This is a genomic window from Pseudomonas japonica (genome assembly GCF_013522925.1).
Lineage (GTDB): Bacteria > Pseudomonadota > Gammaproteobacteria > Pseudomonadales > Pseudomonadaceae > Aquipseudomonas > Aquipseudomonas japonica_A.
In genome coordinates this window covers 185,948-208,951 of record NZ_JAAMQU010000008.1, presented here as the reverse complement: position 1 = coordinate 208,951, position 23,004 = coordinate 185,948, and the positions used below count along the sequence as shown (strand labels likewise).

Annotated in this window: 23 protein-coding genes, 1 tRNA gene and 2 pseudogenes; 7 read left to right on the top strand and 19 right to left on the bottom strand. The window is 62.0% G+C overall.

The window, feature by feature from the left end; genetic code table 11:
- Positions 1-104 precede the first annotated feature (104 nt).
- The 7 genes from G7016_RS14925 to pilB form a co-directional block, all read right to left on the bottom strand.
- Positions 105-1,403: an NAD(P)/FAD-dependent oxidoreductase gene (locus tag G7016_RS14925; protein ID WP_181115612.1), complete on the bottom strand. Its 1,299-nt coding sequence runs from the start codon at positions 1,401-1,403 to the stop codon at positions 105-107.
- Between the two features lie 302 nt (positions 1,404-1,705).
- Positions 1,706-2,335 carry a DUF1780 domain-containing protein gene (locus G7016_RS14920; protein ID WP_181115610.1) on the bottom strand — a complete coding sequence of 210 codons (630 nt, stop codon included), beginning with the start codon at positions 2,333-2,335 and terminating at the stop codon, positions 1,706-1,708.
- Positions 2,336-2,408: 73 nt separating this feature from the next.
- Positions 2,409-2,612, bottom strand: coding sequence for a DNA gyrase inhibitor YacG (gene yacG, locus G7016_RS14915; protein ID WP_181115608.1), 204 nt, complete (start codon positions 2,610-2,612; stop codon positions 2,409-2,411).
- Positions 2,609-3,232 carry a dephospho-CoA kinase gene (gene coaE, locus G7016_RS14910; protein ID WP_181115606.1) on the bottom strand — a complete coding sequence of 208 codons (624 nt, stop codon included), beginning with the start codon at positions 3,230-3,232 and terminating at the stop codon, positions 2,609-2,611. Before coaE ends, yacG begins: the two co-directional genes overlap by 4 nt.
- Positions 3,229-4,104, bottom strand: a complete 876-nt coding sequence (locus G7016_RS14905) for a prepilin peptidase (protein WP_181115604.1) — start codon at positions 4,102-4,104, stop codon at positions 3,229-3,231. Before G7016_RS14905 ends, coaE begins: the two co-directional genes overlap by 4 nt.
- A complete protein-coding gene (locus tag G7016_RS14900) occupies positions 4,105-5,331 on the bottom strand; it encodes a type II secretion system F family protein (protein ID WP_181115603.1) in 1,227 nt (408 codons plus the stop codon).
- 3 nt (positions 5,332-5,334) lie between these two features.
- Entirely contained in the window at positions 5,335-7,029 is a 1,695-nt protein-coding gene (pilB, locus tag G7016_RS14895) for a type IV-A pilus assembly ATPase PilB (RefSeq protein WP_181115601.1), read from the bottom strand.
- A gap of 226 nt (positions 7,030-7,255) precedes the next feature.
- On the opposite strand from pilB, the gene G7016_RS14890 reads away from it, so the two are divergent.
- The 3 genes from G7016_RS14890 to G7016_RS14880 all read left to right on the top strand — a co-directional run bounded on the left by G7016_RS14890 (position 7,256) and on the right by G7016_RS14880 (position 8,280).
- Positions 7,256-7,666, top strand: coding sequence for a pilin (locus G7016_RS14890; protein ID WP_181115599.1), 411 nt, complete (start codon positions 7,256-7,258; stop codon positions 7,664-7,666).
- A gap of 55 nt (positions 7,667-7,721) precedes the next feature.
- Positions 7,722-8,138: a pilin gene (locus G7016_RS14885; RefSeq protein ID WP_181115597.1), complete on the top strand. Its 417-nt coding sequence runs from the start codon at positions 7,722-7,724 to the stop codon at positions 8,136-8,138.
- 66 nt (positions 8,139-8,204) lie between these two features.
- A tRNA-Thr gene (locus G7016_RS14880) sits at positions 8,205-8,280 on the top strand.
- 39 nt (positions 8,281-8,319) lie between these two features.
- Here G7016_RS14880 and G7016_RS14875 read toward each other — a convergent pair.
- From G7016_RS14875 to G7016_RS25585, 8 genes and pseudogenes are all read right to left on the bottom strand, one after another.
- Positions 8,320-8,871: an arsinothricin resistance N-acetyltransferase ArsN1 family B gene (locus tag G7016_RS14875; protein WP_181115595.1), complete on the bottom strand. Its 552-nt coding sequence runs from the start codon at positions 8,869-8,871 to the stop codon at positions 8,320-8,322.
- 2 nt (positions 8,872-8,873) lie between these two features.
- Positions 8,874-9,344, bottom strand: coding sequence for an arsenate reductase ArsC (locus G7016_RS14870; protein ID WP_181115593.1), 471 nt, complete (start codon positions 9,342-9,344; stop codon positions 8,874-8,876).
- Between the two features lie 9 nt (positions 9,345-9,353).
- Positions 9,354-10,643 (bottom strand): arsenic transporter, encoded by a 1,290-nt coding sequence (locus tag G7016_RS14865; protein ID WP_181115591.1) that lies wholly within the window; start codon positions 10,641-10,643, stop codon positions 9,354-9,356.
- A gap of 9 nt (positions 10,644-10,652) precedes the next feature.
- A complete protein-coding gene (locus G7016_RS14860; RefSeq protein ID WP_181115589.1) occupies positions 10,653-11,003 on the bottom strand; it encodes a metalloregulator ArsR/SmtB family transcription factor in 351 nt (116 codons plus the stop codon).
- A gap of 115 nt (positions 11,004-11,118) precedes the next feature.
- Positions 11,119-11,832, bottom strand: a complete 714-nt coding sequence (locus tag G7016_RS25600) for a methyl-accepting chemotaxis protein (RefSeq protein WP_375139700.1) — start codon at positions 11,830-11,832, stop codon at positions 11,119-11,121.
- Positions 11,833-11,973: 141 nt separating this feature from the next.
- Positions 11,974-12,729, bottom strand: a pseudogene (locus tag G7016_RS25595) (HAMP domain-containing protein); the annotation flags it as partial.
- A gap of 90 nt (positions 12,730-12,819) precedes the next feature.
- Positions 12,820-13,524, bottom strand: a complete 705-nt coding sequence (locus G7016_RS25590; protein ID WP_375139699.1) for a methyl-accepting chemotaxis protein — start codon at positions 13,522-13,524, stop codon at positions 12,820-12,822.
- A 228-nt stretch (positions 13,525-13,752) separates the two neighbouring features.
- Positions 13,753-13,941, bottom strand: a pseudogene (locus tag G7016_RS25585) (methyl-accepting chemotaxis protein); the annotation flags it as partial.
- 748 nt (positions 13,942-14,689) lie between these two features.
- On the opposite strand from G7016_RS25585, the gene G7016_RS14845 reads away from it, so the two are divergent.
- The gene (locus G7016_RS14845) at positions 14,690-15,466 is read left to right on the top strand and encodes an EAL domain-containing protein (protein ID WP_181115583.1); all 777 of its coding nucleotides are present in this window, start codon (positions 14,690-14,692) and stop codon (positions 15,464-15,466) included.
- Between the two features lie 13 nt (positions 15,467-15,479).
- On the opposite strand, the gene G7016_RS14840 is transcribed toward G7016_RS14845, so the two are convergent.
- Together G7016_RS14840 and nadC are read right to left on the bottom strand one after the other, a co-directional pair.
- Positions 15,480-16,025 carry a cupin domain-containing protein gene (locus G7016_RS14840; protein WP_181115581.1) on the bottom strand — a complete coding sequence of 182 codons (546 nt, stop codon included), beginning with the start codon at positions 16,023-16,025 and terminating at the stop codon, positions 15,480-15,482.
- A gap of 41 nt (positions 16,026-16,066) precedes the next feature.
- Entirely contained in the window at positions 16,067-16,915 is an 849-nt protein-coding gene (nadC, locus tag G7016_RS14835; protein ID WP_181115579.1) for a carboxylating nicotinate-nucleotide diphosphorylase, read from the bottom strand.
- 360 nt (positions 16,916-17,275) lie between these two features.
- Between nadC and G7016_RS14830 the strand changes: the two genes are divergently transcribed.
- From G7016_RS14830 to ampE, 3 genes are all read left to right on the top strand, one after another.
- Positions 17,276-19,504, top strand: a complete 2,229-nt coding sequence (locus tag G7016_RS14830) for a DUF1631 domain-containing protein (RefSeq protein WP_181115577.1) — start codon at positions 17,276-17,278, stop codon at positions 19,502-19,504.
- Between the two features lie 82 nt (positions 19,505-19,586).
- Entirely contained in the window at positions 19,587-20,168 is a 582-nt protein-coding gene (gene ampD / locus G7016_RS14825) for a 1,6-anhydro-N-acetylmuramyl-L-alanine amidase AmpD (protein WP_181115575.1), read from the top strand.
- The gene (gene ampE, locus G7016_RS14820; RefSeq protein ID WP_181115573.1) at positions 20,165-21,007 is read left to right on the top strand and encodes a regulatory signaling modulator protein AmpE; all 843 of its coding nucleotides are present in this window, start codon (positions 20,165-20,167) and stop codon (positions 21,005-21,007) included. Before ampD ends, ampE begins: the two co-directional genes overlap by 4 nt.
- Positions 21,008-21,011: 4 nt before the next feature.
- Here ampE and G7016_RS14815 read toward each other — a convergent pair whose 3' ends face one another.
- Positions 21,012-21,794, bottom strand: a complete 783-nt coding sequence (locus tag G7016_RS14815) for a TatD family hydrolase (RefSeq protein ID WP_181115571.1) — start codon at positions 21,792-21,794, stop codon at positions 21,012-21,014.
- Between the two features lie 3 nt (positions 21,795-21,797).
- Entirely contained in the window at positions 21,798-22,790 is a 993-nt protein-coding gene (gene cra, locus G7016_RS14810; protein ID WP_181115570.1) for a catabolite repressor/activator, read from the bottom strand.
- Between the last annotated feature and the right edge of the window lie 214 nt (positions 22,791-23,004).

The following is a 23,004-nucleotide window of genomic DNA, read 5'->3' as shown; positions in this document are numbered from 1 at the left end:
CCTTGTAGGAAGCAACTGTCTTGAGCCGTTTTCTCAAGGGCCTTATTCGCGAGCTCCGCCTTCGGCTCCGCCCTGCTCCCACAGAGTTAAAGGCCTGCTACATCTCAGTGCAGCTTTAGCCGTGGTTCGGTGCCGCGCCCCAGGCGGCTGCCCAGCATGGACATGGCGGTACGGAACGGGCCATACAGCGCCATCTGGTGCATGCGGTACAGCGACACGTAGAACATCCGCGCCAGCCAGCCTTCCAGCATCACGCTGCCGGTAAGGTTGCCCATCAGGTTGCCCACTGCCGAGAAGCGGCTGAGGGAAATGAGCGAACCGTAGTCGGTGTAGCGGTATTCGGGCAGTGTGCCGCCTTCGAGCCGAGCCTTGAGTGACTTCACCAGCAGCGAGGCTTGCTGGTGCGCGGCCTGGGCCCGTGGCGGCACGTTGCGGTCGCTGCCGGGCTGCGGGCAGGCGGCGCAGTCACCGAAGGCAAAGATGTTGTCATCCAAGGTGGTTTGCAGGGTAGGGCGCACCTGCAACTGGTTGATGCGGTTGGTTTCCAGGCCGCCGAGGCTTTCCAGGAAGGCCGGAGCACGAATGCCTGCCGCCCACACCTTCAACCGTGCCGGAATCACCTTGCCGTCGGTGGTGTGCAGGCTGTCGGCGGTCACCTCGCTTACGGCGGCACCGGTGAGTACCGTTACGCCCAGTTTTTCCAGGGTGCGGTGTACCGGCGTGCTGATCCGCTCAGGCAAGGCAGGCAATACCCGCGGGCCTGCCTCGATGACCGTGATGCGCATGTTTTCCGGGCGAATACGGCCCAGGCCATAGGCGGCCAGCTCGTGGGCCGCGTGGTGCAGTTCCGCGGCCAGCTCTACCCCAGTTGCGCCGGCGCCGACGATGGCCACGGTGATCTCTTCCTGGTGCGAGTCCTCCTGCGCGTGGGCGCGCAGGTAGGCGTTCAGCAACTGCTGGTGGAAGCGCTCGGCCTGCTTGCGGGTGTCCAGGAACAGGCAATGCTCGGCCGCGCCCTTGGTGCCGAAATCGTTGGTGGTGCTGCCCACGGCGATCACCAGCGTGTCGTAGGCCAGTTCCCGCTCCGGTACCAGTTCGGTGCCGCTGTCGTCCAGCGTAGCGGCCAGGGTGATCCGCTGGTTGGCGCGGTCCAGCCCACTCATACGGCCCAGCTGGAACTCGAAGTGGTTCCACTTGGCCTGGGCGAGGTAATTGAGCTCGTCGCCGGACGAGTTCAAGGAGCCCGCCGCCACTTCGTGCAGCAGGGGTTTCCAGATGTGGGTCAGGCTAGCGTCTACCAGGGTAACGCTGGCCTTGCCGCGTTTACCCAGGGTTTTACCCAGGCGGGTCGCCAGTTCCAGGCCGCCGGCGCCGCCGCCAACGATCACGATGCGATGTTTCATGGAGGTATCTCGTAAGGTTGAAAAATCCGTGCTCCCTGGCCGCAATGGGCGGCGAGGGCGACTGGACGGGGCGAGCGCAAGGCAGCTTCGAGCGCCCATCCAGGCGAAGGCAGTGTTCAGGTTGCGCGAATAGACCGCGGCGCCGGGCAAAATGTTGCACGCAGCGAGCTGGCATTTTTCCAGGGCTGGAAGAGGAGGGCAGCGGTGCGGTAAGGCGAAGGGCGGGCATTCGACAGGCCGGCAGGTGTACGCAATGCGCTAGTTTTAACACTGTCCCGGGCGCGGCGCCATGGGCGCGGTTGTCACAGGGTTATCCCCACGTCGAACAGAATGCTTCGGCCCAGGTTCGCCCGCAGAAAGTCGGGCGCATCCGGGTGGGCGAACAGCACCCGCGCAAAGTTGGGCCCCACCAGCGACAACGACCGCCAGCCCTGGCGCAGGTACTCCGTGGGTGGGGGGAAATGGCTGTTGAGGTTGAGCACGTCGCGCTTGAGGCTGGCGAAGGCGATCATGTCCAGCTCGCCCAGGTCCAGGCCGCGTTCCAGGTAGTTGTGGGCTTTCTTGCGCAAGGTGGGCCCCAGCCGCGTCAGCAGCTCCGGGGCGCGGATGCGTTTGGGCCTGGCCTCGCGCCGCACCAGCTGGCTGAGGGAGAAGGCGCTGCGCCGGCGTTGCAACTCTTCGCGCCACTCATCATTGAGGCGGCGGCCTTCGTCCAGCACAAAGAACACTTCGAAGTTGGCATCCCGAAACAGCACGTCCGGCGGCTCCTGGCCTACCGGCAGGAACTCCTCCGTGCTGTAGGCGATATTCAGGCCCTGCAGTAGCCGCTGGCACACCCAGCGCTCGCGCTCCCACTTGCGCGCATTGGAGAGCAGCGCGTTCGCTTCTTCGGCCTGGGTGGTCAACAGGCGCAGGTAGTCGGAATCGTCCATGGCCTTGCCTCATGTGCGGCTTGGGCTATTCGTAACAGCCATGGCGAAGGACGACAAGCCCTGAACAGCAGGCTTAGTGATGGCTGGGCGGCAAATCGCCGGAAAACAGCTCATCCTCGGATTCTTCGCGGCCGGCAATCTTGTGCTCTTCGGACGCCCAGGCGCCCAGGTCGATCAGCTTGCAGCGGTCCGAACAGAAGGGCCGGTTGGGGGAGGCACTGCTCCATTCCACAGGGGCCCCACAGGTGGGGCAGTTGACGAGGGTGGGTTGGGTCATGAATGCATTCCAGCTAAAGGCAAGTAAACAAGGTGCAGGCGGTCTACCTCCGCCTGGAGGTATTCGAGGGTATTGTCGTTGACGATCACATCATCGGCCAAGGCCCGTCGATCCTCCCGGGTAGCCTGCGCGGCCAGTATGGCGTCGATCTGTGCCTGGCTGCTGCCGTCCCGACGTAACGTTCGTTCCACCTGAAGCTCCCGCGGGGCGTCGATCACCAGCAGGCGGTTGGCCAGGCGGTACTGCCCCGACTCGATCATCAATGGCGAAACAAATACAGCATACGGCGACTTCGCCGCCTGCAGGCGCTCGGCTATTTCCGTGGCAATCAAGGGGTGCAGCAGCTTTTCTACCCACAGGCGCTCGTCGGTGCTTTCGAAGATGCGCTTGCGCAGCTCGGCGCGGTGCAAGGTGCCGTCCGCCTGCAGAATGCCCTCGCCAAAGTGCTCCGCCAACGCCGCCAGCGCCGGCCGGCCGGGTTCTACCACCCAGCGCGAGGCCTGATCGGCGTCTACCACTTCCAGCCCCAGCTGGGCGAAGCGGTCCGCCGCCGCGCTCTTGCCGCTGCCAATGCCGCCGGTAAGGCCCAGTACCCAAGGGTGCGATTTGCTTGCGCTCATTGGCCGAACCCCGCGAACTGTAGATAGGACGTGGTTATTTCATCACCCCAGATCAGCGCGATCCAGCCGGCAACCGCCAGGTAGGGCCCGAAAGGAATGGGCGTGGCATGGCTGGCACCCCGGGCGCGCAGCATGAGCGTGCCCAGCACGGCGCCCACCGCACTGGAGAGCAGTATGGTCAGCGGCAGCACTTGCCAGCCACCCCAGGCGCCAATCAGCGACAGCAGCTTGAAGTCCCCGTAGCCCATGCCTTCCTTGCCGGTAAGCAGGCGGAATATCCAGAACACTAGCCACAGGCTGAGGTAGCCTGCCACGGCGCCCCACAGCGCATCCGTCAGCGGCACGAACAGCCCAAGGGCATTCACGATCAAGCCCAGCCACAACAACGGCAGCACCAAGGTATCAGGCAGCAGCTGGTGATCCACGTCGATCATGCTCATCGCCAGCAAGCCCCAGGTGAGCAGCAACATGGCCGCCGCCTGCCAGGTAGCGCCGAAGTGCCAGGCGATAAAGCCGGACAACAGCCCGCACGCCAGCTCTACCAGCGGGTAACGGCGTGGGATGTGTGCCTGGCAGCCGGCGCATCGCCCGCGCAGCCAGAGGTAGCTCACGATGGGGATGTTTTCCACAGCGCTGATGCGATGGCCACACTGCGGGCAGGCCGAGCGTGGCACCATCAGGTTATACACAGGCCCCGGGGTTTCCTCTTCAAGCTTGAGGTATTCCCGGGCCTGCTTGCGCCAGTCGGCGTTCATCATGATGGGCAAGCGATGAATCACCACATTGAGGAAGCTGCCCACCGACAGGCCCAACAACAACGCGCAGAGGGAGGTGGCCAGCGGTGAGCTGGCCAGAAGGTCGAAAACAGGCATTTAAACGACAGAACCGAGCTGGAAGATGGGAAGGTACATGGCCACAACCAGCCCGCCGACGAGTACGCCGAGTACAGCCATGATCATGGGTTCCATGAGGGTGGTGAGGTTGTCGACGGCGTTATCCACCTCGCCTTCGAAATAACTGGCAACCTTATCCAGCATGCCGTCCAGCGCGCCAGACTCTTCACCGATAGACGTCATCTGGATTGCCATGCTGGGGAACGCTCCGGTGTTTCGCATCGAGACATTGAGTTGCATGCCCGTGGAAACATCCTGGCGGATTTGATAAACCGCGCGCTTGAACACCACGTTGCCCGTGGCACCTGCGACAGAATCTAGTGCTTCAACCAAGGGTACGCCGGCTGCGAACGTAGTTGATAGGGTGCGGGCGAAGCGGGCCACTGACGATTTGTAGAGAATGCCGCCCACGATTGGGATCTTCAAAAGGAACTTGTCCACACCATCGCGGAACCGCTGATTGGTTTTATGCAAACGGCGGAACACGTATATCACCCCGACGATACCCGCCAGGACGATATACCACCACGCCTGCAAGGCCTCGGAAAGGTTGATGACCATCTGCGTAAACGCCGGGAGTTCGGCGCCGAACCCTTCAAATACACTTTTAAACTGCGGAACCACCTTGATCAGCAGGATCGCCGAAACCACACAGGCAACTACCAGCACGGCGATAGGGTAGGTCATCGCTTTCTTGATCTTGGCCTTCAAGGCCTCGGTCTTTTCCTTGTAGGTCGCCACCCGGTCCAGCAGCGTTTCCAGCGCACCGGCCTGTTCGCCGGCATTTACCAGGTTGCAATACAGGTCGTCGAAGTATTCAGGTTTGCGCCGCAGAGAGTTGGCGAAACTGTTACCTGCTGCAACTTCCTGCTTCAGTTCGTCGACCAGCTTCTTCATATTGGGGTTATCCACCCCCTCGATGATGATGTCGAAGGACTGCAGCATGGGCACGCCGGCTCGCATCATCGTCGCCATTTGGCGAGTAAAGAAGGCGATGTCCAGCGGCTTGATCTTCTTCCCTTTGCCGAACAGTGACGTCGCTTGTTTTTTAACCTTGCCAGGGTTGATGCCTTGGCGCCGCAGTTGTGCTTTTACCAGCGCGACGCTGGCCGCAGACATTTGCCCACTGACCTTCGCACCCTTGCGGTCGACACCCTGCCAGCTGAATACGGACGGCTTGATTGGCTTTACTGCTTTCACGGCCATGGCTTAGTCCTTGGTCACCCGGTTGACTTCTTCCAGGCTGGTTACACCCTGCATCACCTTCGCTAACCCGGACTGGCGCAGGTCATTGAATCCTTCCGCCCGCATTTGTACGGCAATATCGATGGAGTTCGCAGCTTCCATGATCAGCCGTTGTAGCGCCGGGGTGTTTTTCACCACCTCATAGATACCCTGTCGGCCGCGGTAACCATTGTTGCACTGGTCACACCCTTTGGGCTCGTACACCTTGAACGTGCCGATGCTTTCCGGCGGGAAGCCTTCCTCGATCAATACGTCACGGGGGATATCCGCCTCTTGCTTGCAGTGCGGGCACAACTTGCGCGCCAGCCGCTGGGCGATGATCAGGTTCACCGAGGTTGCGATGTTAAAGCCGGCCACACCCATGTTCTGCAAGCGGGTGAGGGTTTCCGCCGCGCTGTTGGTGTGCAGGGTGGACAGTACAAGGTGGCCGGTTTGCGCGGCCTTGATGGCAATTTCGGCGGTTTCCAGGTCGCGGATTTCCCCCACCATGATCACGTCAGGGTCTTGCCGGAGGAACGAGCGCAGCGCCGAGGCGAAGTCCATCCCCTGGCGCGGGTTCACGTTCACCTGGTTGATGCCTTCCATGTTGATTTCCACCGGGTCCTCGGCCGTGGAAATATTGATGTCAACCGTATTGAGGATGTTAAGGCCGGTGTACAGCGACACGGTTTTACCCGAGCCAGTGGGCCCGGTTACCAGGATCATCCCCTGAGGCTGGCTGAGCGCGTCCAGGTACAACTGCTTCTGGTTTTCCTCATATCCCAACGCGTCGATGCCGAGCTGGGCGCTGGTGGGGTCGAGGATACGCATCACGATCTTCTCACCCCACAGGGTGGGCAAGGTGTTTACCCGGAAGTCGATGGCCTTGCTCTTGGAAATGCGCATCTTGATGCGCCCATCCTGGGGCTTGCGGCGTTCGGAAATATCCAGGCTGGCCATCACCTTCAAGCGGGCTGCAATCCGCCCGGCCAGGCTGATAGGGGGGCGGGCAATCTCCCGCAGCATACCGTCGGTACGGAAGCGTACCCGATAGGCCCGTTCGTAAGGCTCGAAGTGAAGGTCGGAGGAGCCGCTGCGGATCGCATCCAACAGCATCTTGTTCACGAAGCGCACCACCGGCGCGTCGTCGGCGTCCCCACCCGGCGTGTCGTCGCGCTTGTCATCGGTGGATTCGATATCCAGGCCATCGAGGTCCACATCGGCCAGGTCCTCAAGGCCCGTGTTGCTCTCGAAGAAGCGGTCGATGGCGTCGCTGAGCTTGTCGTCCTCTACCAGGATGGCTTCTGCGTTCAGCCCGGTATTGAACTGGATGTCCGTGATAGCTTGCTGGTTGGTAGGGTCCGACAGGGCAATGAACAGCTTGTTGCCCCGGCGCCACAGCGGCAAGGCCCGATGCTGGCGTACCAGCCGCTCGTTGACTACACCTTGCGGGAACGCGTCCTTGTCGATGGTGGAAATATCCAGCACCGCCATGCCGAATTGGTCCGCCGCCAGCTCCGCGATGTCCCGCCCACGCACCAGCTTCGTTTGCACGAGGTAATGCACCAGCGGGATCTTGTTGCGTTGGGCCTGCTGGAACGCCTGCTGGGCGTTTTTCTCGTTCAACAGTTCTGCAACGACCAACTGCTTGGCCAGGCCGGTCAGGGCGATGTCATTCATGGGTAACCAGACTCCTTCGGTCGCTCGTTTATAGCCTAGTCCACCTGCGGGTGCCAAATGATTGGGGCAAAGTGACAAAAAACGTCAGTTAGCGACGAAGCGGAGGCATGGGCAAAATGATGGCCATTGCCGGTGTTGGGCCGGAAACGTTGCCCTCTGGCGCTTGGCATGGCGGTTGCTCCATGGGTTTCAGGTCACAAGGCCTTCTCGCATTAGGAGAACGAGTATGAAGAATCAGAAGGGTTTTACCCTTATTGAATTGATGATCGTGGTTGCGATCATCGGTATTTTGGCGGCGATTGCTATTCCGGCTTATTCGAAGTATCAGGCGCGGGCAAAAGTCTCGGCTGGGTTTGCCGAAATTTCTGCCATGAAAACTAACTTCGAAGATCTGCTGAATAACGGAGCAACAAGTGCCGACGCGGCAGCGTTAGGCGTAGCAGCTTCGTCCGCGAACTGTACTTATGGGATCACTTTCAGCCAAACGGGAACGCTCACTTGCACGCTGCTTAACGCTCCAGCTGCAGTTGCAGGCGGTACTATAACGCTTACCCGTACTGCGGCGGCGGGTTGGACCTGTGCTACCAACACCAGCATCGCTGAAGAATACAGGCCTAAAGGCTGCACCGGCAGCTAACTGGCAGATATCAAGGCTCGTTTCCGGGCCTTGATTCTTTGCAGGGAGCGCAGCCGTGAAAAGCGCAAAAGGCTTTACCCTGATCGAGTTGATGGTCGTAGTAGCGATAATCGGCATACTCGCGGCGATCGCGATTCCCGCATATACGTCTCACCAAGCCCGAGCCAAGGTGTTGGCAGGCGTGGCGGAAACGTCCGCGCTGAAAGCGGGTTTTCAGGACCGTCTCGAATCGGGCAGCAATGTAACCGCCCCAGGCGAGATCGGTGGCCAGGCGTCGACCGGAACCTGCGGCACTATTGCCGCAAGCGGTACGGCCGCCACTGGCCTTGGCACTATTGTCTGCACTATTACCAATGCCCCAGCATCGGTGGATGGCCAAACCATCACCTGGACACGGGACGCAACGCCGGCCTGGACCTGCGCTACCACCGCCCCAGCCGCCTACGCTCCAAAATCCTGCCCGGGCGCCTGAAAAAGTCAGCGGCTACAAGGGCTTGCCCGTGCGCCCGAGCGGTGATAGCGTACACACCCGAAACACGCCGGTGTAGCTCAGTCGGTAGAGCAGCGCACTCGTAACGCGAAGGTCGCAGGTTCGATTCCTGTCTCCGGCACCATCTCCCCGCGGCCTCGCTCGCAATCGCAACGCCCAATCTTCATCCCATCGCCAGTTCCGCAAACGGAACCACCTCGCCCGGCGGCGTAGCCCCATTCAACGCCCTGCGCCAATACCCTACGTCATGCCATCGGCCATGCTTGAACCCGACTTCCGGGTAGGTGCCGATATGCACGAAGCCTAGCGCTTCATGCAGCCCGATGCTCCCAGCATTCGGCAAGGCAATGCCCGCATAGGCCGCATGAAACCCTTGGCGTTCCAGCAAGGGCAGCAAGCGCTGGTAGAGCGCACGGCCGATGCCTTTACGGTGGGCATTCGACGCAACGTACACGGTCACATCCACAGACCACCGATACGCGAGCCTCGCCCGGTGTGCGCTGGCATAGGCATACCCCATCACGTGGCCATCCTCTTCGGCAACCAGGTACGGAAACATCGGCAACGTAGCCGTGATCCGCTGCGCGATCTCTTCGACAGAGGGTGGCGCCAGTTCAAAGGAGATCACCGTGTGTTCCACCACGGGCGCATAGATCGCCTGGATGGCCGCAGCGTCTGAAGGGGTGGCTACGCGGATCTGGCAATCAATGGCCATGGTTATAACGCCCCAATCCGATCCAGCGCCTGCTTCAAGTCGGCTGAGCTCATGCTTGTGAAGTCCAGCGCAAAGAACGCCTCGAAGCGTCGGCGAATATGCGCCACCGTTTCATCAAACGCTGCCTGCACTTGCTCATCATCTCCGGCTACCTCGGAGGGGTCTTCCAATCCCCAATGGCTTTTTACCGCTGGGCCAAAGTAAACAGGGCAGGGCTCGCCGCCGGCCTTGTCGCACACGGTAATCACGATGTCGGGCGGGCTGTGCTGAAAGCTGTCCGAGCCCTTGCTGTACAGCGGGGCTGTGTCCACGCCCAATGCCTGCAACGTGCTGATGGCGCGCGGGTTCAGCCGGCCGCTGGGAAAGCTGCCGGAACTCACGGCGGTCATGCCGGAGGGCGCCAGGTGATTGAACAGCCCTTCGGAGAGTACGCTTCGGCAGCTGTTGGCGGTGCACATGAACAGAATTTTCATCGCTTGCTCTCAGGGGTGGATGCTCAGCCGCAGCGCCAGCGCAGCCAGGGTAACCAGTAAAATGGGGAGGGTAAGTACGCTGCCCACCTTGAAGTAGTAACCCCAGGTAATGCGGATGTCCTTCTTCGCCAATACGTGAAGCCACAGCAACGTGGCGAGGCTGCCGATGGGCGTGATCTTCGGGCCGAGATCGCAGCCGATGACGTTGGCGTACACCATGGCCTGATGCACCACGCCGGTCGCATGGCTGCCCTGAATCGAAAGGGCGCCGATCAGTACGCTGGGCAGGTTGTTCATCACCGAAGACAGCAGCGCGGCGATCATGCCGGTACCCAGCGTGGCCGCCCATAACCCCTGTTTGCCCAGCGCGTCGAGCACCGAGGCAAGGGCATCCGTAAGGCCGGCGTTACGCAAGCCGTAAACTACCAGGTACATGCCCAGCGAAAACACCACGATATGCCAAGGCGCGTGCCTGATCACCTTGCGGGTGGAAATGCGGTGCCCTTTGCCGGCAATCAACAGCAGTATCACCGCACACACCGCAGCCACTGCACTCACGGGCACACCGAGGGGCTCCAGTGCGAACAGGCCCAACAGCAATAGCGCCAGTACCCACCAACCGGCCACGAATGTGGCGCGGTCATGGATAGCTTCGGCGGGTTTGCGCAGCTGCTCCGAGGCGTACCGGGCCGGGATGTCCTTTCGATAGAACACCCAGAGCATCAGCAAGGTAGCCGCCACGCTCACCACATTCACTGGCCACATCACGGAGGCGTATTCGCCGAACCCGACCTTGAAGAAGTCCGCCGACACGATATTCACCAGGTTGGATACCACCATGGGCAGGCTTGCCGTGTCCGAGATGAATCCCGCCGCCATCACGAACGCCAGCGTAGCCGCCGGGCTAAAGCGCAGCGCGGTGAGCATGGCGATCACGATCGGGGTAAGGATCAGCGCGGCGCCATCGTTGGCGAACACCGCAGACACGGCCGCGCCGAGCATCACCATCAGCGCGAACAACCGGCTGCCGTTGCCCCGGCCCCAGCGGGCCACGTGCAAGGCAATCCACTCGAAGAACCCCGCTTCATCCAGCAACAGGCTGATGATAATGATCGCGATGAACGTGGCCGTCGCATTCCACACCACATGCCACACCGCCGGCACATCGCCCAGGCTCACCACCCCTGTCACCAGCGCCAACACAGCGCCCCCCGCCGCGCTCCAACCTACCCCCAGGCCCTTGGGCTGCCAGATCACCAGCACCAGGGTGAACACAAAAATCGCTACGGCAATCAGCATTGTCAAACCTCAGCAACAGGACGTCTGGCGAACGGGGCGGCTTTGCATCGAGGCAAGCCTGTGAGCGTCATGGTCGATCCAGCCAGAATTGGCCTTTAGCGTTACAGCCAGCACTTCCCGCACCCAGGCGGGCAGTTGGGGGTGCAGCTGATAGTAGATCCACTGCCCTTGGCGGCGATCTTCGAGCAAGCCGCAATTACGCAGCTGCGCGAGATGGCGGGAGATTTTTGGCTGGCTATCGTCCAGCGCCCAGATCAGCTCGCACACGCAAAGCTCGCCTTGGGCCAACAGCATCAGCATGATCCGCGCCCGGGTTTCGTCTCCCAGGCATTTGAAAACAGTGGAAGGGGAGAGGCTCACGTCGGCGTCCTGTGTGTGCTAATTCGCATATTCGGATATGCGCATATTAAAGGTGAAACGAAAGCGCCGCTATCTGCTCGCCGCTTTGTATTGCTGAAAAAACTATCGCTGCGCCTCACACCTCAAACCGCCCGATCGACGCCTGCATGGCCGCAGCCGCCGCATTCAGCTGCGCAGCCGTTTCCTGCAGCAGATGCATCGAAGCGCTATAGCTGCGGGAGCGCTCGGCGATGGCGGTCACTCGGCGCGCCATCTCATCGCTGGCTGTGCTTTGCTCGCTGATGGTGCTGGAAATGTCTTCGACGCGCTCGGCGGCGTTATGGGCGCCGTTTCGTATCTCGTTGATGGACACACCCGCCTCCTGCGCCAGTGCAACGCCTTCGTCCACACGGGCCACGCAGGCCTGCATATTGGTGGCGGCGTCGCGGGCGCTGCCACGCAGGCGCTCGATCATGGCGGTGATTTCCTGCGTGGACTTGGAGGTGCGCGCCGCCAGCCCCCGTACTTCGTCCGCGACCACGGCAAAACCTCGCCCTGCTTCGCCTGCCCGGGCTGCCTCGATCGCGGCGTTGAGCGCCAGCAGGTTGGTTTGCTCGGCAATGCTTTTGATCACTTGGATGATCGAATGGATTTCCTCGGAGGAGGCGTCGAGCGAAACGATGCTGCTGGACGACTGGCTGACCACCTCGGCGATGCGCGTCATGCTGCCCACCACCCCGAGGATGACTTGGCCGCCGCTGCCGGCCAGCGCCTCCGATTGCGCCGACAGGCCGCGGGCAGTGTCGGCATGGTCCGCCACCTGTGTGATGTTCGCCATCATCTGTTCCATGCTGGCCGCTACGCTGGTGGCGTTATCGGCCTGTTCGTCCGCGCTGGCCACCACGTCTTCCGCCGTTTGGCCCAGCTGGCGCGAGGCCGTCAGCAGCGCCTGGCTTTCGTGCCGAACCGTGCCGATCATTTCCCGCAGGCTGCCCTGCATCTCTGCAATGGCCTGCAACAGGTCGCCCATCTCGTCCTGGCTGGCGTGCCTTGGCGGTGGCTGCCTGAGGTCGCCGCCGGCGATGGCTTTGGCCGAGGTAATGATGCCGGCCAGCGGGCGCAGTACGCCGCTGAGTACCTGGCGGCAGAGAAAGCCCAGCGCCACCACAATCATCACAATGCATAGCGCCAGCCAGCGTGCCGCAGCCAGCAGGGTGGCGGTCTGTCGCTCACTGCTTGCGCTGGCATTGGCCTCGATCAAATCGCTGAGTTTTTCGTTGTTGGCTTCCATCGCCTCAAACGCCTCGTTGAAAGCCGGGCGCAGTGGCTGAGCGCGTGCGGGGTCTGAAACCGCCACGTCGATCAATGCGCTGGCGCTCTGGATATATCGCTCGGCCTGCGCGGGCAATGATTGAAGCGCGGTGGAAAGTTCAGCCGGGAGGGGCGCCTGGGCATTGGCGCGGGTGGAATCGCGCATGCTTTGCGCATGTTCGTTGAAGCCTTCGCGCACCGCTGCGGTGCCTTGGTTATCCCCGGGCGCGGTGAGCAGCGCGGCCAGCACGTCGCCGCGGATGGCGTCATGCATCATGTCCGCCTGCATGTGCTGCCGTATCGCCAACAGGCTGGTTTCGTTCTCTTTCAGCGCGGCCATGATCTGCTGATAGCACAGCGTGCCGATCACCGACAGCAACACTACCGAGAACAAGGTGATCAAGCCTGAAGCGATGATCTTTGTGCGGATCTTCACGCGTGCCAGCCCCCGATTTACTCCATGTGGGGGAAGTCTAGCCGCCCGGCCCGCCGCCGCCAGCGCTCGCGGCGGCAGGGCCGGCCGGGATCAATTACCCAGGCGTGCCGTCAGGGCATTCAGTTGCCCAGACAAGTCATGCAGCCGCCCACTGGCGCCCTCCGTATCCTGCACGCTTTGCTGGTTGGCCACGGCGATGGTCGTGATCTCGGTGAGGTTGCGCGAGATATCCTCGGCCACCGCGGTCTGCTCCTCGGCAGCCGTGGCAATCTGCTGGTTCATGCCACGGATCGCTTCGATGGCGGAGGTAATACGCTGCAGCATCGCGCCGGTCTTGTTCACGTGCTCCACGCTTTGCTCGCTGCGTTGTTTGCCGCTCTCGATCGCCCGCGCCGCATCGGTGGTACCCAGTTGAACGGCATCGATAATCTGGTTGATCTCGCTGATCGACGAGGACGTACGCTGGGCCAGGCTGCGCACTTCGTCCGCCACCACCGCGAAGCCGCGCCCGGCTTCTCCGGCGCGCGCCGCTTCGATCGCCGCGTTCAACGCCAACAAGTTGGTTTGTTCAGCGATACCGCGAATCACCTCAAGCACCTTGCCCACGCGGCCGCTGTCGTTTTCCAGCTTGCGGATCACCGACGCCGTGGTTTCGATTTCCAGCCGCATATGGTCGATCGCCTCGATGGTCGCCTGCATCACCTCGCCGCCCTGATGAGCGGAGTGGTCCGCATCTTCCGCCGCCCGAGCGGCTTCCTGCGCATGGTGGGCCACTTCCTGGGCGGTGGCGGACATCTCATGCATGGCCGTGGCGACCTGGTCGGTACGGGTGAATTGCTCCTCGGTGCCGGCGGCCATCTGCCGGGCGATCTGGTGGAGCGCGGAGCTGGCGCCGTCGAGCTCGCTGGCGTTGCGCTTGAGCCGGGTAAACGTTTCATCGAGGAAATCGCGCAAAGTGTTGGCGGCGATCGCCAGCTGGCCCAGTTCATCCTGGCGGTCGTTATGAACGCGTTCCGCGAATTTGCCTTTGCTCAGGTCGGCTACGTATGCAATCAGCCGGGTAACCGGCGCTACCAGCCGACGGGTCACCAGCCACAGGCTCAGGCAGGCGACCAACAGCGTGGACACAACAAGAATCGTCAGGCCAAGCCAGAGGATTTGCTCGGCCCGGGCACTGATGACTGTGGCTTGGGTGCGGGCATCCTTGCTCATGTCTTCTGCCAGTTGGCTGAGCTGATCGGTGAGTGCCCGGTCGATCCCTTGCACGGCGCGGTCGCCGGCTACGGGGTCGGCGCCCGTGGCAACAAACGCATCGCGGCCTTTGCTGTAGGCCGCTAACAACGCCTGGTGGCCGTCGCGCACCTGGGTGGCGCGCTGCTTCAACGCTGCTGGCATAGCGGGTTCGGCGATCAGCTCGGCGAGCAACCCCTGCACGGCCCGGTCCCGGTCCTCGAACTGCCCCCAGTACTTGGCCAGGTCAGCCGGTTGCTTGCCGCGCAGCAGTACGTTTTTCCATTCCTGCACCTGCACCTTGAACTGCAGGTTGGTTTCTTCCACAAGCTGGGCGGCCCGCACGGGGCCATCCACCAGGGCGCGGTAATCCTGTACGGCGTGAGACAGGAATTGGAAACAGCCCAACGCAATCAACAGGATCGCTAACAAACTGCTGCCAATCAGCAGCAACATTTGGGCCTTCAGGGAGGTCTTCAAAGACATGGTGGTTTCTCGCGCGGAGCATGGGCCGGTTTCGTGTAGTCGGACCCTCCTTGTCCCTCGCTATCCACATCGGCCACAGGATGTTTCGCTTTAATACGACAGCCCCCGCCTGTCGGGCGGCATGCAAGAACTCGCGGCTGCGGCCGAGAAAGCTGAACGCAGGCGGGCAAGCTTTTAGCGCCCTAGGGGCTCGCCAAGATGATGCCTAAGTGACACTATTGAACGATTGTATCTGGAGGAACATATGGCCAGGCCCCTATTCGAACAGCCTTTCGTGCCGGTCGGGTGCGCACAATGTCGTGCGCTCGAGAAGCTCGATTTCGAGTTCACCATGGCGTTTCAGCCCATTCTGGACGTTCCCCGCGGGGTCCCGTTTGCCTACGAAGCCCTGGTTCGCGGCGTGCGGGGCGAAGGCGCAGGGCAAATACTGGCGCAGGTGAACGACACTAACCTTTATCGGTTCGACCAGGCATGTCGGATCAAGGCCATCGAACAGGCGGCCAGCTTGCGCTTGCAGGATTTGCCCGATTGCAAGCTGAGCATCAATTTCTTCCCCAACGCCGTGTACCGCCCGGAAACCTGCATCCGCGCCACGGTAGAGGCCTCGCGCCAGTTCGGCTTCCCGTTGAACAGGTTGATGTTCGAGGTGATGGAAGGTGAGCGGGTGGAGGAGCCTGACCACCTGAAGGGGATTTTCGCAGAGTACGAACGCCAGGGCTTTACCACGGCCATCGACGATTTCGGCTCGGGGTATTCTGGCCTGAACCTGCTGGCGACTTTCCAGCCTCACGTGATCAAGCTGGACATGGTGCTCACACGCAGCATCGATACCGACGTGGTCCGGCAGGCCATCGTTGCGGGGATCATTCTCGCCGCAGCCAAGCTGAATATCCGCATCGTGGCCGAAGGCGTGGAAACCGAAGCCGAGCGCGACACCTTGCTCGGCCTGGGTATCGAATTGATGCAGGGCTACCTGTTTGCGAAGCCGGAAATCGGCCGGTTGCCGCTGGCCAACTTCTGACCCGCGGCCACGCTCAGAAGTTGGCCGGGGTATTGGCGCTGATGATCTCGGCTTCGTCCGGCCCGATGTTCTTGAAGCTGTGCGGCAGGGTGGTAGGGAAGTAGTAACCATCCCCCGGCTGCAGAATGCTCACCTCGCCATTGATGGTGAGTTCGATGGTGCCTCGCGTTACCAGCCCGCATTCCTCCCCCTCGGGGTGAACGATGGGCTCGCCGCTGTCTGCGCCAGGCGCGTACAGTTCGCGCAGCATGCGCATTTCCCGATTTTTCACGGTTGCACCCACCAGCAGCAGGCGTACGCCGTGACGGCCGAGGTCTGGCTGGGTAGCTGCACGGAAGATATGCGGGTTTTCCACAGGCACTTCATCGGCCGTGAAGAAGTCCGCCAGCGACATGGGAATGCCTTCAAGCAGCTTTTTCAGCGAGCTGACCGAAGGGCTGACGCGGTTCTGTTCGATCAGCGAAATCGTGGCGTTGGTAACGCCGCTGCGCCGGGCCAGTTCTCGCTGGGAGAGCTGGTGGCGTTCACGCACCATTTTCAGTCGTGGCCCGATGTCCATAGCACCCTTATCGATGGGAAAGAAAACGCGGCCGGGGCCGCTTACAGGCTCAGGCGCATCGACAGGTCGACCGCCTTCACATCCTTGGTGAGGGTACCGATGGAGATGTAGTCCACCCCCGTTTCCGCCACCTCACGCAGCGTGCTGTCGTTGATGCCGCCGCTGGCTTCAAGTTTGGCCTTGCCTGCGACAATGCGCACGGCCTCGCGCATGTCGGCCAGGCTCAGCTCATCGAGCATGATGATGTCCGCGCCGCCCGCCAACGCCTGGTTCAGCTCATCGAGGCTTTCTACCTCGACCTCAACCGGCTTGCCTGGCGCAATGCCACGGGCGGCGGTGATGGCGGCAGCAATACCGCCACAGGCGGCAATGTGGTTTTCCTTGATGAGGAAAGCATCATAGAGGCCGATCCGGTGGTTATCACAGCCGCCACACGTGATGGCGTACTTTTGCGCCAGGCGCAACCCAGGCAGGGTTTTGCGTGTGTCGAGCAGGCGCACCTGCGTGTGAGCGACCTGATCGGCATAGTGCCGTGCGCGCGTAGCCACGCCAGACAGCAACTGAAGGAAGTTCAGCGCCGAGCGCTCGCCGGTCAGCAACGAACGGGCAGGGCCTTCTACACTGAACAACACTTGGCCCGGCAGGGCGCGGTCGCCGTCGACTACTTGCCAGTGCACCGCAACGCGCGGGTCCAGTTGGCGAAACACCGCATCGACCCAAGCCGTACCGGCTACCGTGCAGGCCTCGCGAGTGATCACGCTGGCACGTGCCAGGCGCTCGGCGGGAATCAGCTGCGCGGTGATGTCGCCGGCACCTACGTCTTCAAGCAGTGCTCGCCGCACATTGGCTTCGATTTCCGCAACCAGGTCAGCGATCCGTACGTTCGGCATGAAACACTCCGGGGGCAAATTCGGGGGCGATTATAGGGCAGTGCCTTGCTGCTGCGTACCCCGCAAGCAGGCGGAGCGGCAATTTGGTTTTTTTAGGAGGTGGCTGGGAGCTTTTCCCATTCAGCGCGGTCTATGCGTCATTGAGCCATTGTTGAATCAGCGCCCTCTTCGGCATTCGGGATCTAGTTCACAACGCAGCACGTCTGGTAATTGACGTCACAACTTTGGCGCTTCATGCTCGTGGTAGCTGAGTTCGGCAGGCATCTTTCTTTACAGCCACGCCGCAATGAGTCTGCCAGGGGCAGTGCGTTGGACAATTTTGTATATCGAGTGCCCGACCTTTCTTACCAGGAGCCCGCCATGCCCACAGATGGCAAAGTGGTACCCCTCAAGGTACCTGCCGACCAGGCGGCGGTAACCCCTCTTGCCCGCTTGCCGGTCGTATTGTTGCAGGTGCGCGATAAAGCCGCGCAGCAACTCAAGGACGGCCTGCAGGCGTTGTTCGATAACGCGGATGACACCTTGTTCGAAATGGCGGACAAGGCCCAGAACAACGTGGACCAGAACACCTTTTTCGAAGCCATGCGTGACCTTCGTCTCAAGCGCAAGAATATTGAGCGCGGGTTTCTGGAAAAATTCTATGAATCGTTCGTGCGCATCGGCCAGTACGAAGTAGGGGACATGCCTTCGCCCACAGTGGCCTATGACAAGCTGGCGCTGGTCCCCCACGACGAACTGGAGCGCACGGTGGCGCTGGATGCCATGGTGGGCAAGGTATTGGCCCGCGATGGCCTGGCCCTCGGCCAGCTCACTACTCGCCTGAATACCCTGGTGCCACGCAAGCTGAACGACGAGAGCAACCCGCTGGGCCCTGCCATGTTGTGTGACTTTTTCCTGCAGGCCGGGCGTAGCCTGGGCGTGGAAATAAAGGTCAAGCTGATCATTCTCAAGCTGTTCGACAAGTACGTGCTCAGCGACACCGATCATCTCTACGCCGACGCCAACCAGTTGCTGATCGCCACGGGCATTCTTCCAGAGCTCAAGGCCGCACCCAGCCGCCGCGCCGAAGACCGCCCGGCCAGTGCTCGAAAGCGGGAGGCGGATGCATCGCCCCACGCTCCAGTCGGCCGCCAGCCCGCGCACACCCAGGCGCCGCTGGATGAGAGCGTTCGGGAGGTGTTTTCTGCCCTTCAGGACCTGCTGCACGCTGTGCGCGGCAGCGTCGCTCCCAAGCTCGATACCCCGGTAGAGGCGCAGCCCATCTCCACCAACGACCTGCTTCGCCTGCTGTCGCACTTGCAGCAATACGTGCCTACGCACCCCACCAGCCATGAAGACTACGACCTGCGCTACCAGTTGGAGCAGCTGCTTACGCGGGTAAGTGTTAAAAGCGGCAAGTTCCGCGTGGTTGGGGGCGTGGATGAGGACGTCATCAATCTGGTAGCAATGTTGTTCGAGTTCATTCTCGACGACCGTAACCTGCCGGATTCGCTCAAAGCCCTGATCGGCCGCCTGCAAATCCCCATGCTCAAGGTAGCGGTGCTCGACAAAAGCTTCTTCAGCCGTGGTGCTCACCCGGCAAGGCGCTTGCTGAACGAGATCGCCAGTGCCGCCATGGGCTGGAGTACCCGGGACGAATCCCAGCGCGATGCACTGCATGCCCGCATCGAGCAGATTGTGCAGCGCCTGCTCAACGATTTTGTCGACGACCCGGCGCTGTTCTCCGAGCTGCTGGTGGACTTCCTTGCGTTTACCGGCGAAGAGCGCCGCCGCAGCGAGTTGCTGGAGCAGCGCACTCGCGATGCCGAGGAAGGCAGGGCGAGAGCCGAAATGGCCCGGATGCAGGTGCAACACGAATTGAACCGCCGGCTGATGGGCAAGACCCTGCCGCAGATGGTGGTGAGCTTGCTGGAAGAGGCGTGGAGCAAGTTCCTGCTGCTGACCTGGCTCAAGCACGGGGCGGATTCGGAAGAATGGAAAGCTGGCCTGGCCACCATGGACCAACTTATCTGGAGCGTGGCACCTCACGACGACCCCCAGAGCCGCCTGCGCTTGCTGGAGCTGGTGCCGGGGCTGCTCAAGTCGCTGCGTGAAGGCCTTACCAGCTCGGCGTTCGACCCCTTTGCCACCAGCCAGTTTTTCAGTCAGCTCGAAAGCCTCCATGTACAGGCGTTCCAGCGCGAGACGCTCGGCGCCAGCCTGCCGGACCCGGCCAACGATCCGTCCATGGTGCAAGTGGTGGACGAGATCGTGCTGGGGGGCAGTGAGCCTTCCGCCCCTCGGGAGGTGGACACGCAAGTAGCCGAGGGTGACCCGGCGCTGCAACAGGTAGACGCGCTGCGGCCGGGCCTGTGGGTAGAGCTGGAAGAAGAGGACGATGCCCGCCTGCGCTGCAAGCTCACGGCAATCATCGAAAGCACGGGCAAGTATGTGTTCGTCAACCGCACCGGTATGAAGGTGCTGGAAAAGACCCGCATGGGGCTGGCGCTGGAGTTCCAGCAAGGCCGCATTCGCGTGCTCGATGACAACCTGCTCTTCGATCGCGCCCTGGATGCCGTGGTAGGGAAGCTGCGTCAGCTTAAAAGTTGATGCCCCGGCTGGTCGGCGCGCTGCGTTCGTTGCCCGAACAAGGCATACTGCGCGCCTGAACCAAGCCCTGCAAGGAACCCTTATGCGCCTCGATGAGGTCCGTCTGGATCCCGTCACCGGGTGGTGCGATGGCGTGCGCCGTTGCCCCTCGCCCAACTTCAATACGCGGCCCTGCGATGAAGTGTCGCTGCTGGTCATCCACAACATCAGCTTGCCGCCGGGGCAGTTTGGCACGGGCAAGGTGGTCGAGTTCTTCCAGAACCAGCTAAACCCTACCGAGCATCCCTATTTCGAAAGCATCGCCGCCATGACGGTCTCGGCCCACTTTTTGATCGAGCGCTGCGGTGCGATCACGCAGTTCGTCTCGTGCCGTGACCGCGCCTGGCATGCGGGCGTGTCGACGTTCGACGGCCGCGAGGGCTGCAACGATTTTTCCTTGGGGATCGAACTCGAAGGCACGGACGAACAGCCCTATACCGATGCCCAATACGCCAGCCTGCGACACCTGAGCGAGCAGTTGCTGAGTGTGTACCCGGCCATCCTGCCTTCGCGTATCCAGGGCCACTGCCACATCGCGCCGGGGCGCAAGACCGACCCGGGGCCGGCTTTCGACTGGCCCCGTTACCTTTCCAGCCTGTCACCTGTCGAGGAGGGGCGCGCGTGAGCTTTCTGGTGTTGCTGATCGTTGTATGGGTCGAGAAGTTTTCTGCCTGGCGCTCGCGCATTCAGCGTGATGGCTGGCTGATCAGGGAACTGAAAGCACGGGAACGCCAGCCAAAGGCTGAGCAACGGCCTTGGTGGCTGCTGGCATTGCTGGTAGGCCTGCCAGTGGCGTTGATAGCCGTGTTGCTGTGGGCGCTCAGCATGATTGCTTATGGCTGGCTGGCATTGCCGGTGCACTTGCTGGTGCTGCTTTACAGCTTGGGCCGGGGTGAGCCCAAGGCCGCCATGGGGCCGCTGCGTGACGCCTGGCGCCGCGGCGACGCCCAGGCGGCCTTGCATGTGGCCGAACGTGATCTGGGCGTAAGCGCGCAAAGCCCGCAGGGGCTGACCGAGCAGGTGGAGGGATGGCTGCTGTGGCAGGCGTTTCAAAGCTTCTTCGCGGTGGTGTTCTGGTACAGCCTGCTCGGGCCTGCGCTTGCATTGGCGTATCGGCTGACGGCACTGGTTGCCGAGCACAGCGAAACGCCGGCCCTGACAGAGCGGGCCCGGTTGCTGCGGCATGCCCTGGACTGGCTTCCGGCCCGCCTGTTGGCCGCAAGCTTCGCGCTGGTGGGCAACTTTGTAGCGGTGTGCCGCTGGATGCTCCATGAGCTATTGGACTGGCACGGCGCGGCCTCTAGGTTTGTGGCGCACACCGGCCGGTTGGCCGCAGACCTCGCTACGCCCGCCAGCGACGCCGAGCCGGTGGCCGGCCTTGATGCGCTCTGGGCCTTGCTGCAGCGGGCGGCGGTGTTGTGGTACGCGCTGTTTGCGCTGTGGACGTTGTTGTATCGGGGGTAGAACCCTACCGCGCCCAGCCCAACACTTCATAAGCGTTGCGGCTGCTGGCGTCGGCCAATTGTTCAGGGCTGATCCCGAGCAATTCGGCGAGCGCCCGACAGATGTCCGGCAAATGCACCGGGCTGTTCCGCACACCGGCGTGCATGCTTGGCGCCATGTCGGGGGCGTCGGTTTCCAGCACGATGCTGTCCAGCGGTAACCGGGGCACTACCTTGCGCAGGCGCAACGCCTGGGGCCAGGTAGGCGCGCCGCCAAGCCCCAGCTTGAATCCCAGCTTGAGGTACTCCCTGGCCTCTTCCCAACTGCCAGCGAACGCATGTATCACACCGCGCCGGGGCAGCTTGTAGCGCTTGAGCGTGGCGATCACCGCCGCGTGGCAGTGCCGAACGTGAAGCAGCACTGGCAGGTTGAAATCCACCGCCATCTGCAGTTGCGCCTCGAACAGCCATTGCTGGCGTTCGCGGTCCAGGTGTTTGAGGTAATAATCCAGCCCGAACTCCCCCAACGCACATAGCCGCGGGTGCCCGGCGAGCCGCTCAAGCCATGCTCGCAATTCATCCACATGCGCTTGGGTATGTTCATCGAGAAATACCGGGTGCAGCCCCAGCGCCGCATACAAGCGTGGGTCTTGCGTTGCCATGTTCCATACCCGGTCCCAGTTGGCGCGATGAACCCCTAGCACCACCACCCGCTGCACGCCCGCCGCTTGCGCGGCATCCAGCAGCGCGCCACGGTCGGCGTCGAAATCCGGAAAATCCAGATGCGTGTGAGTGTCCACCAGGTTCACAGGCTACTCGTCGATGCGTTTTTTGAAGGTACGAGGAATGGCGTGCAAGCCGGGCCGATACTGCTTTTCTTCCAGTGCCGTAAGCGCGACGTCCAATGCACGGGTGGCGATCAGTTCGTGCTGTTGGGCCATGGCATTGATCGGCAGCGGCAGAAAATCCAGCAACTGAGTGTCACCGAAGGTGCCCAGGCGCAACGCGCGCTCGGCGGGGGCTCGCTCTTTCAGAACATCGAACACCCCCTGAAGCAACACATACGAGGTGGTCACCAAGGCGTCCGGCAGGCCGCCGAGCTCAGCGATCAGTTCGTTCATCAGGCGCTGCCCGCATTCCCGGCTGAAGGCTTCGCCCTCACGCACCAGCACCTTGCCCGAAAAGTCGGCCAGCGCCTCCCTGAACCCACCCGCGCGCTCCTCGCTGATGCTCAGCTCCGGCCGCGCGCCAATCAACGCGATATGCCTGGGCGCAGGCTTGAGCAGGCTGGCGGTGAGCAGGCGCGAAGCTTCGCGATCATCACTGATCACCGAGCAGAACTGGGCGGGGTCCATCTGCCGGTCGATGGCAATCACCGGGGTGCCGCGGCTTTGAATTTCCCGGTAGCAGCCATCGTTGGCCGGCAGGCAACTGGCCACGAACAAGGCGTCGCAACGGCGCGCGCGGAACAGCTTCTGCAGCTGGCGCTCGCTGTCCGGGTCATCGTCAGAGCTGGCAATCAGCAACTGATAGCCACGGGCACGCGCCTGTTGCTCCAGAATCTTGGCAATGCGTGCATAGCTGGGGTTCTCGAGGTCTGGCAGGATGAAGCCCAGCGTGCGCGTGCGTTGGCTACGCAGGCCGGCGGCTTGCGGGTTGGGTGTGAAGCCGTGCTCATCCACGACGGCGCGTACCCGGGCAACGGTTGTCTGGCTGATGCGCTGCTGCACAGCCTTGCCGTTTATGACGTAGCTTGCGGTGGTCACCGAGACCCCGGCCAGCCGAGCAATATCGCTGAGTTTCAAGCAAAGGTTCCTTGTATGACGGCCCCGGCACCCCTGTGCTCAAAAGCCAGAGCCAGACCGCATTGTCGCTGATCCTGGGCCAGAGCGGCAGGGCCACGTATTCGATACTGCCCGACGGCGGGCTTTCCATTGCTGCGCGAATTCGAGTAACGTTCGCTGCTTGATAGATTAAACGTTTCAGCTTGAGCGTCCGCGATGAAATGCTGTCCTGCGG

Coding starts and splice junctions, on each gene's coding strand:
- G7016_RS14925 (WP_181115612.1), bottom strand. CDS start 1,403: ATGAAACATCGCATCGTGATCGTTGGCGGCGGCGCCGGCGGCCTGGAA.
- G7016_RS14920 (WP_181115610.1), bottom strand. CDS start 2,335: ATGGACGATTCCGACTACCTGCGCCTGTTGACCACCCAGGCCGAAGAA.
- yacG (WP_181115608.1), bottom strand. CDS start 2,612: ATGACCCAACCCACCCTCGTCAACTGCCCCACCTGTGGGGCCCCTGTG.
- coaE (WP_181115606.1), bottom strand. CDS start 3,232: ATGAGCGCAAGCAAATCGCACCCTTGGGTACTGGGCCTTACCGGCGGC.
- G7016_RS14905 (WP_181115604.1), bottom strand. CDS start 4,104: ATGCCTGTTTTCGACCTTCTGGCCAGCTCACCGCTGGCCACCTCCCTC.
- G7016_RS14900 (WP_181115603.1), bottom strand. CDS start 5,331: ATGGCCGTGAAAGCAGTAAAGCCAATCAAGCCGTCCGTATTCAGCTGG.
- pilB (WP_181115601.1), bottom strand. CDS start 7,029: ATGAATGACATCGCCCTGACCGGCCTGGCCAAGCAGTTGGTCGTTGCA.
- G7016_RS14890 (WP_181115599.1), top strand. CDS start 7,256: ATGAAGAATCAGAAGGGTTTTACCCTTATTGAATTGATGATCGTGGTT.
- G7016_RS14875 (WP_181115595.1), bottom strand. CDS start 8,871: ATGGCCATTGATTGCCAGATCCGCGTAGCCACCCCTTCAGACGCTGCG.
- G7016_RS14870 (WP_181115593.1), bottom strand. CDS start 9,344: ATGAAAATTCTGTTCATGTGCACCGCCAACAGCTGCCGAAGCGTACTC.
- G7016_RS14865 (WP_181115591.1), bottom strand. CDS start 10,643: ATGCTGATTGCCGTAGCGATTTTTGTGTTCACCCTGGTGCTGGTGATC.
- G7016_RS25600 (WP_375139700.1), bottom strand. CDS start 11,832: ATGGAACAGATGATGGCGAACATCACACAGGTGGCGGACCATGCCGAC.
- G7016_RS25590 (WP_375139699.1), bottom strand. CDS start 13,524: ATGTCCGCCACCGCCCAGGAAGTGGCCCACCATGCGCAGGAAGCCGCT.
- G7016_RS14845 (WP_181115583.1), top strand. CDS start 14,690: ATGGCCAGGCCCCTATTCGAACAGCCTTTCGTGCCGGTCGGGTGCGCA.
- G7016_RS14840 (WP_181115581.1), bottom strand. CDS start 16,025: ATGGACATCGGGCCACGACTGAAAATGGTGCGTGAACGCCACCAGCTC.
- nadC (WP_181115579.1), bottom strand. CDS start 16,915: ATGCCGAACGTACGGATCGCTGACCTGGTTGCGGAAATCGAAGCCAAT.
- G7016_RS14830 (WP_181115577.1), top strand. CDS start 17,276: ATGCCCACAGATGGCAAAGTGGTACCCCTCAAGGTACCTGCCGACCAG.
- ampD (WP_181115575.1), top strand. CDS start 19,587: ATGCGCCTCGATGAGGTCCGTCTGGATCCCGTCACCGGGTGGTGCGAT.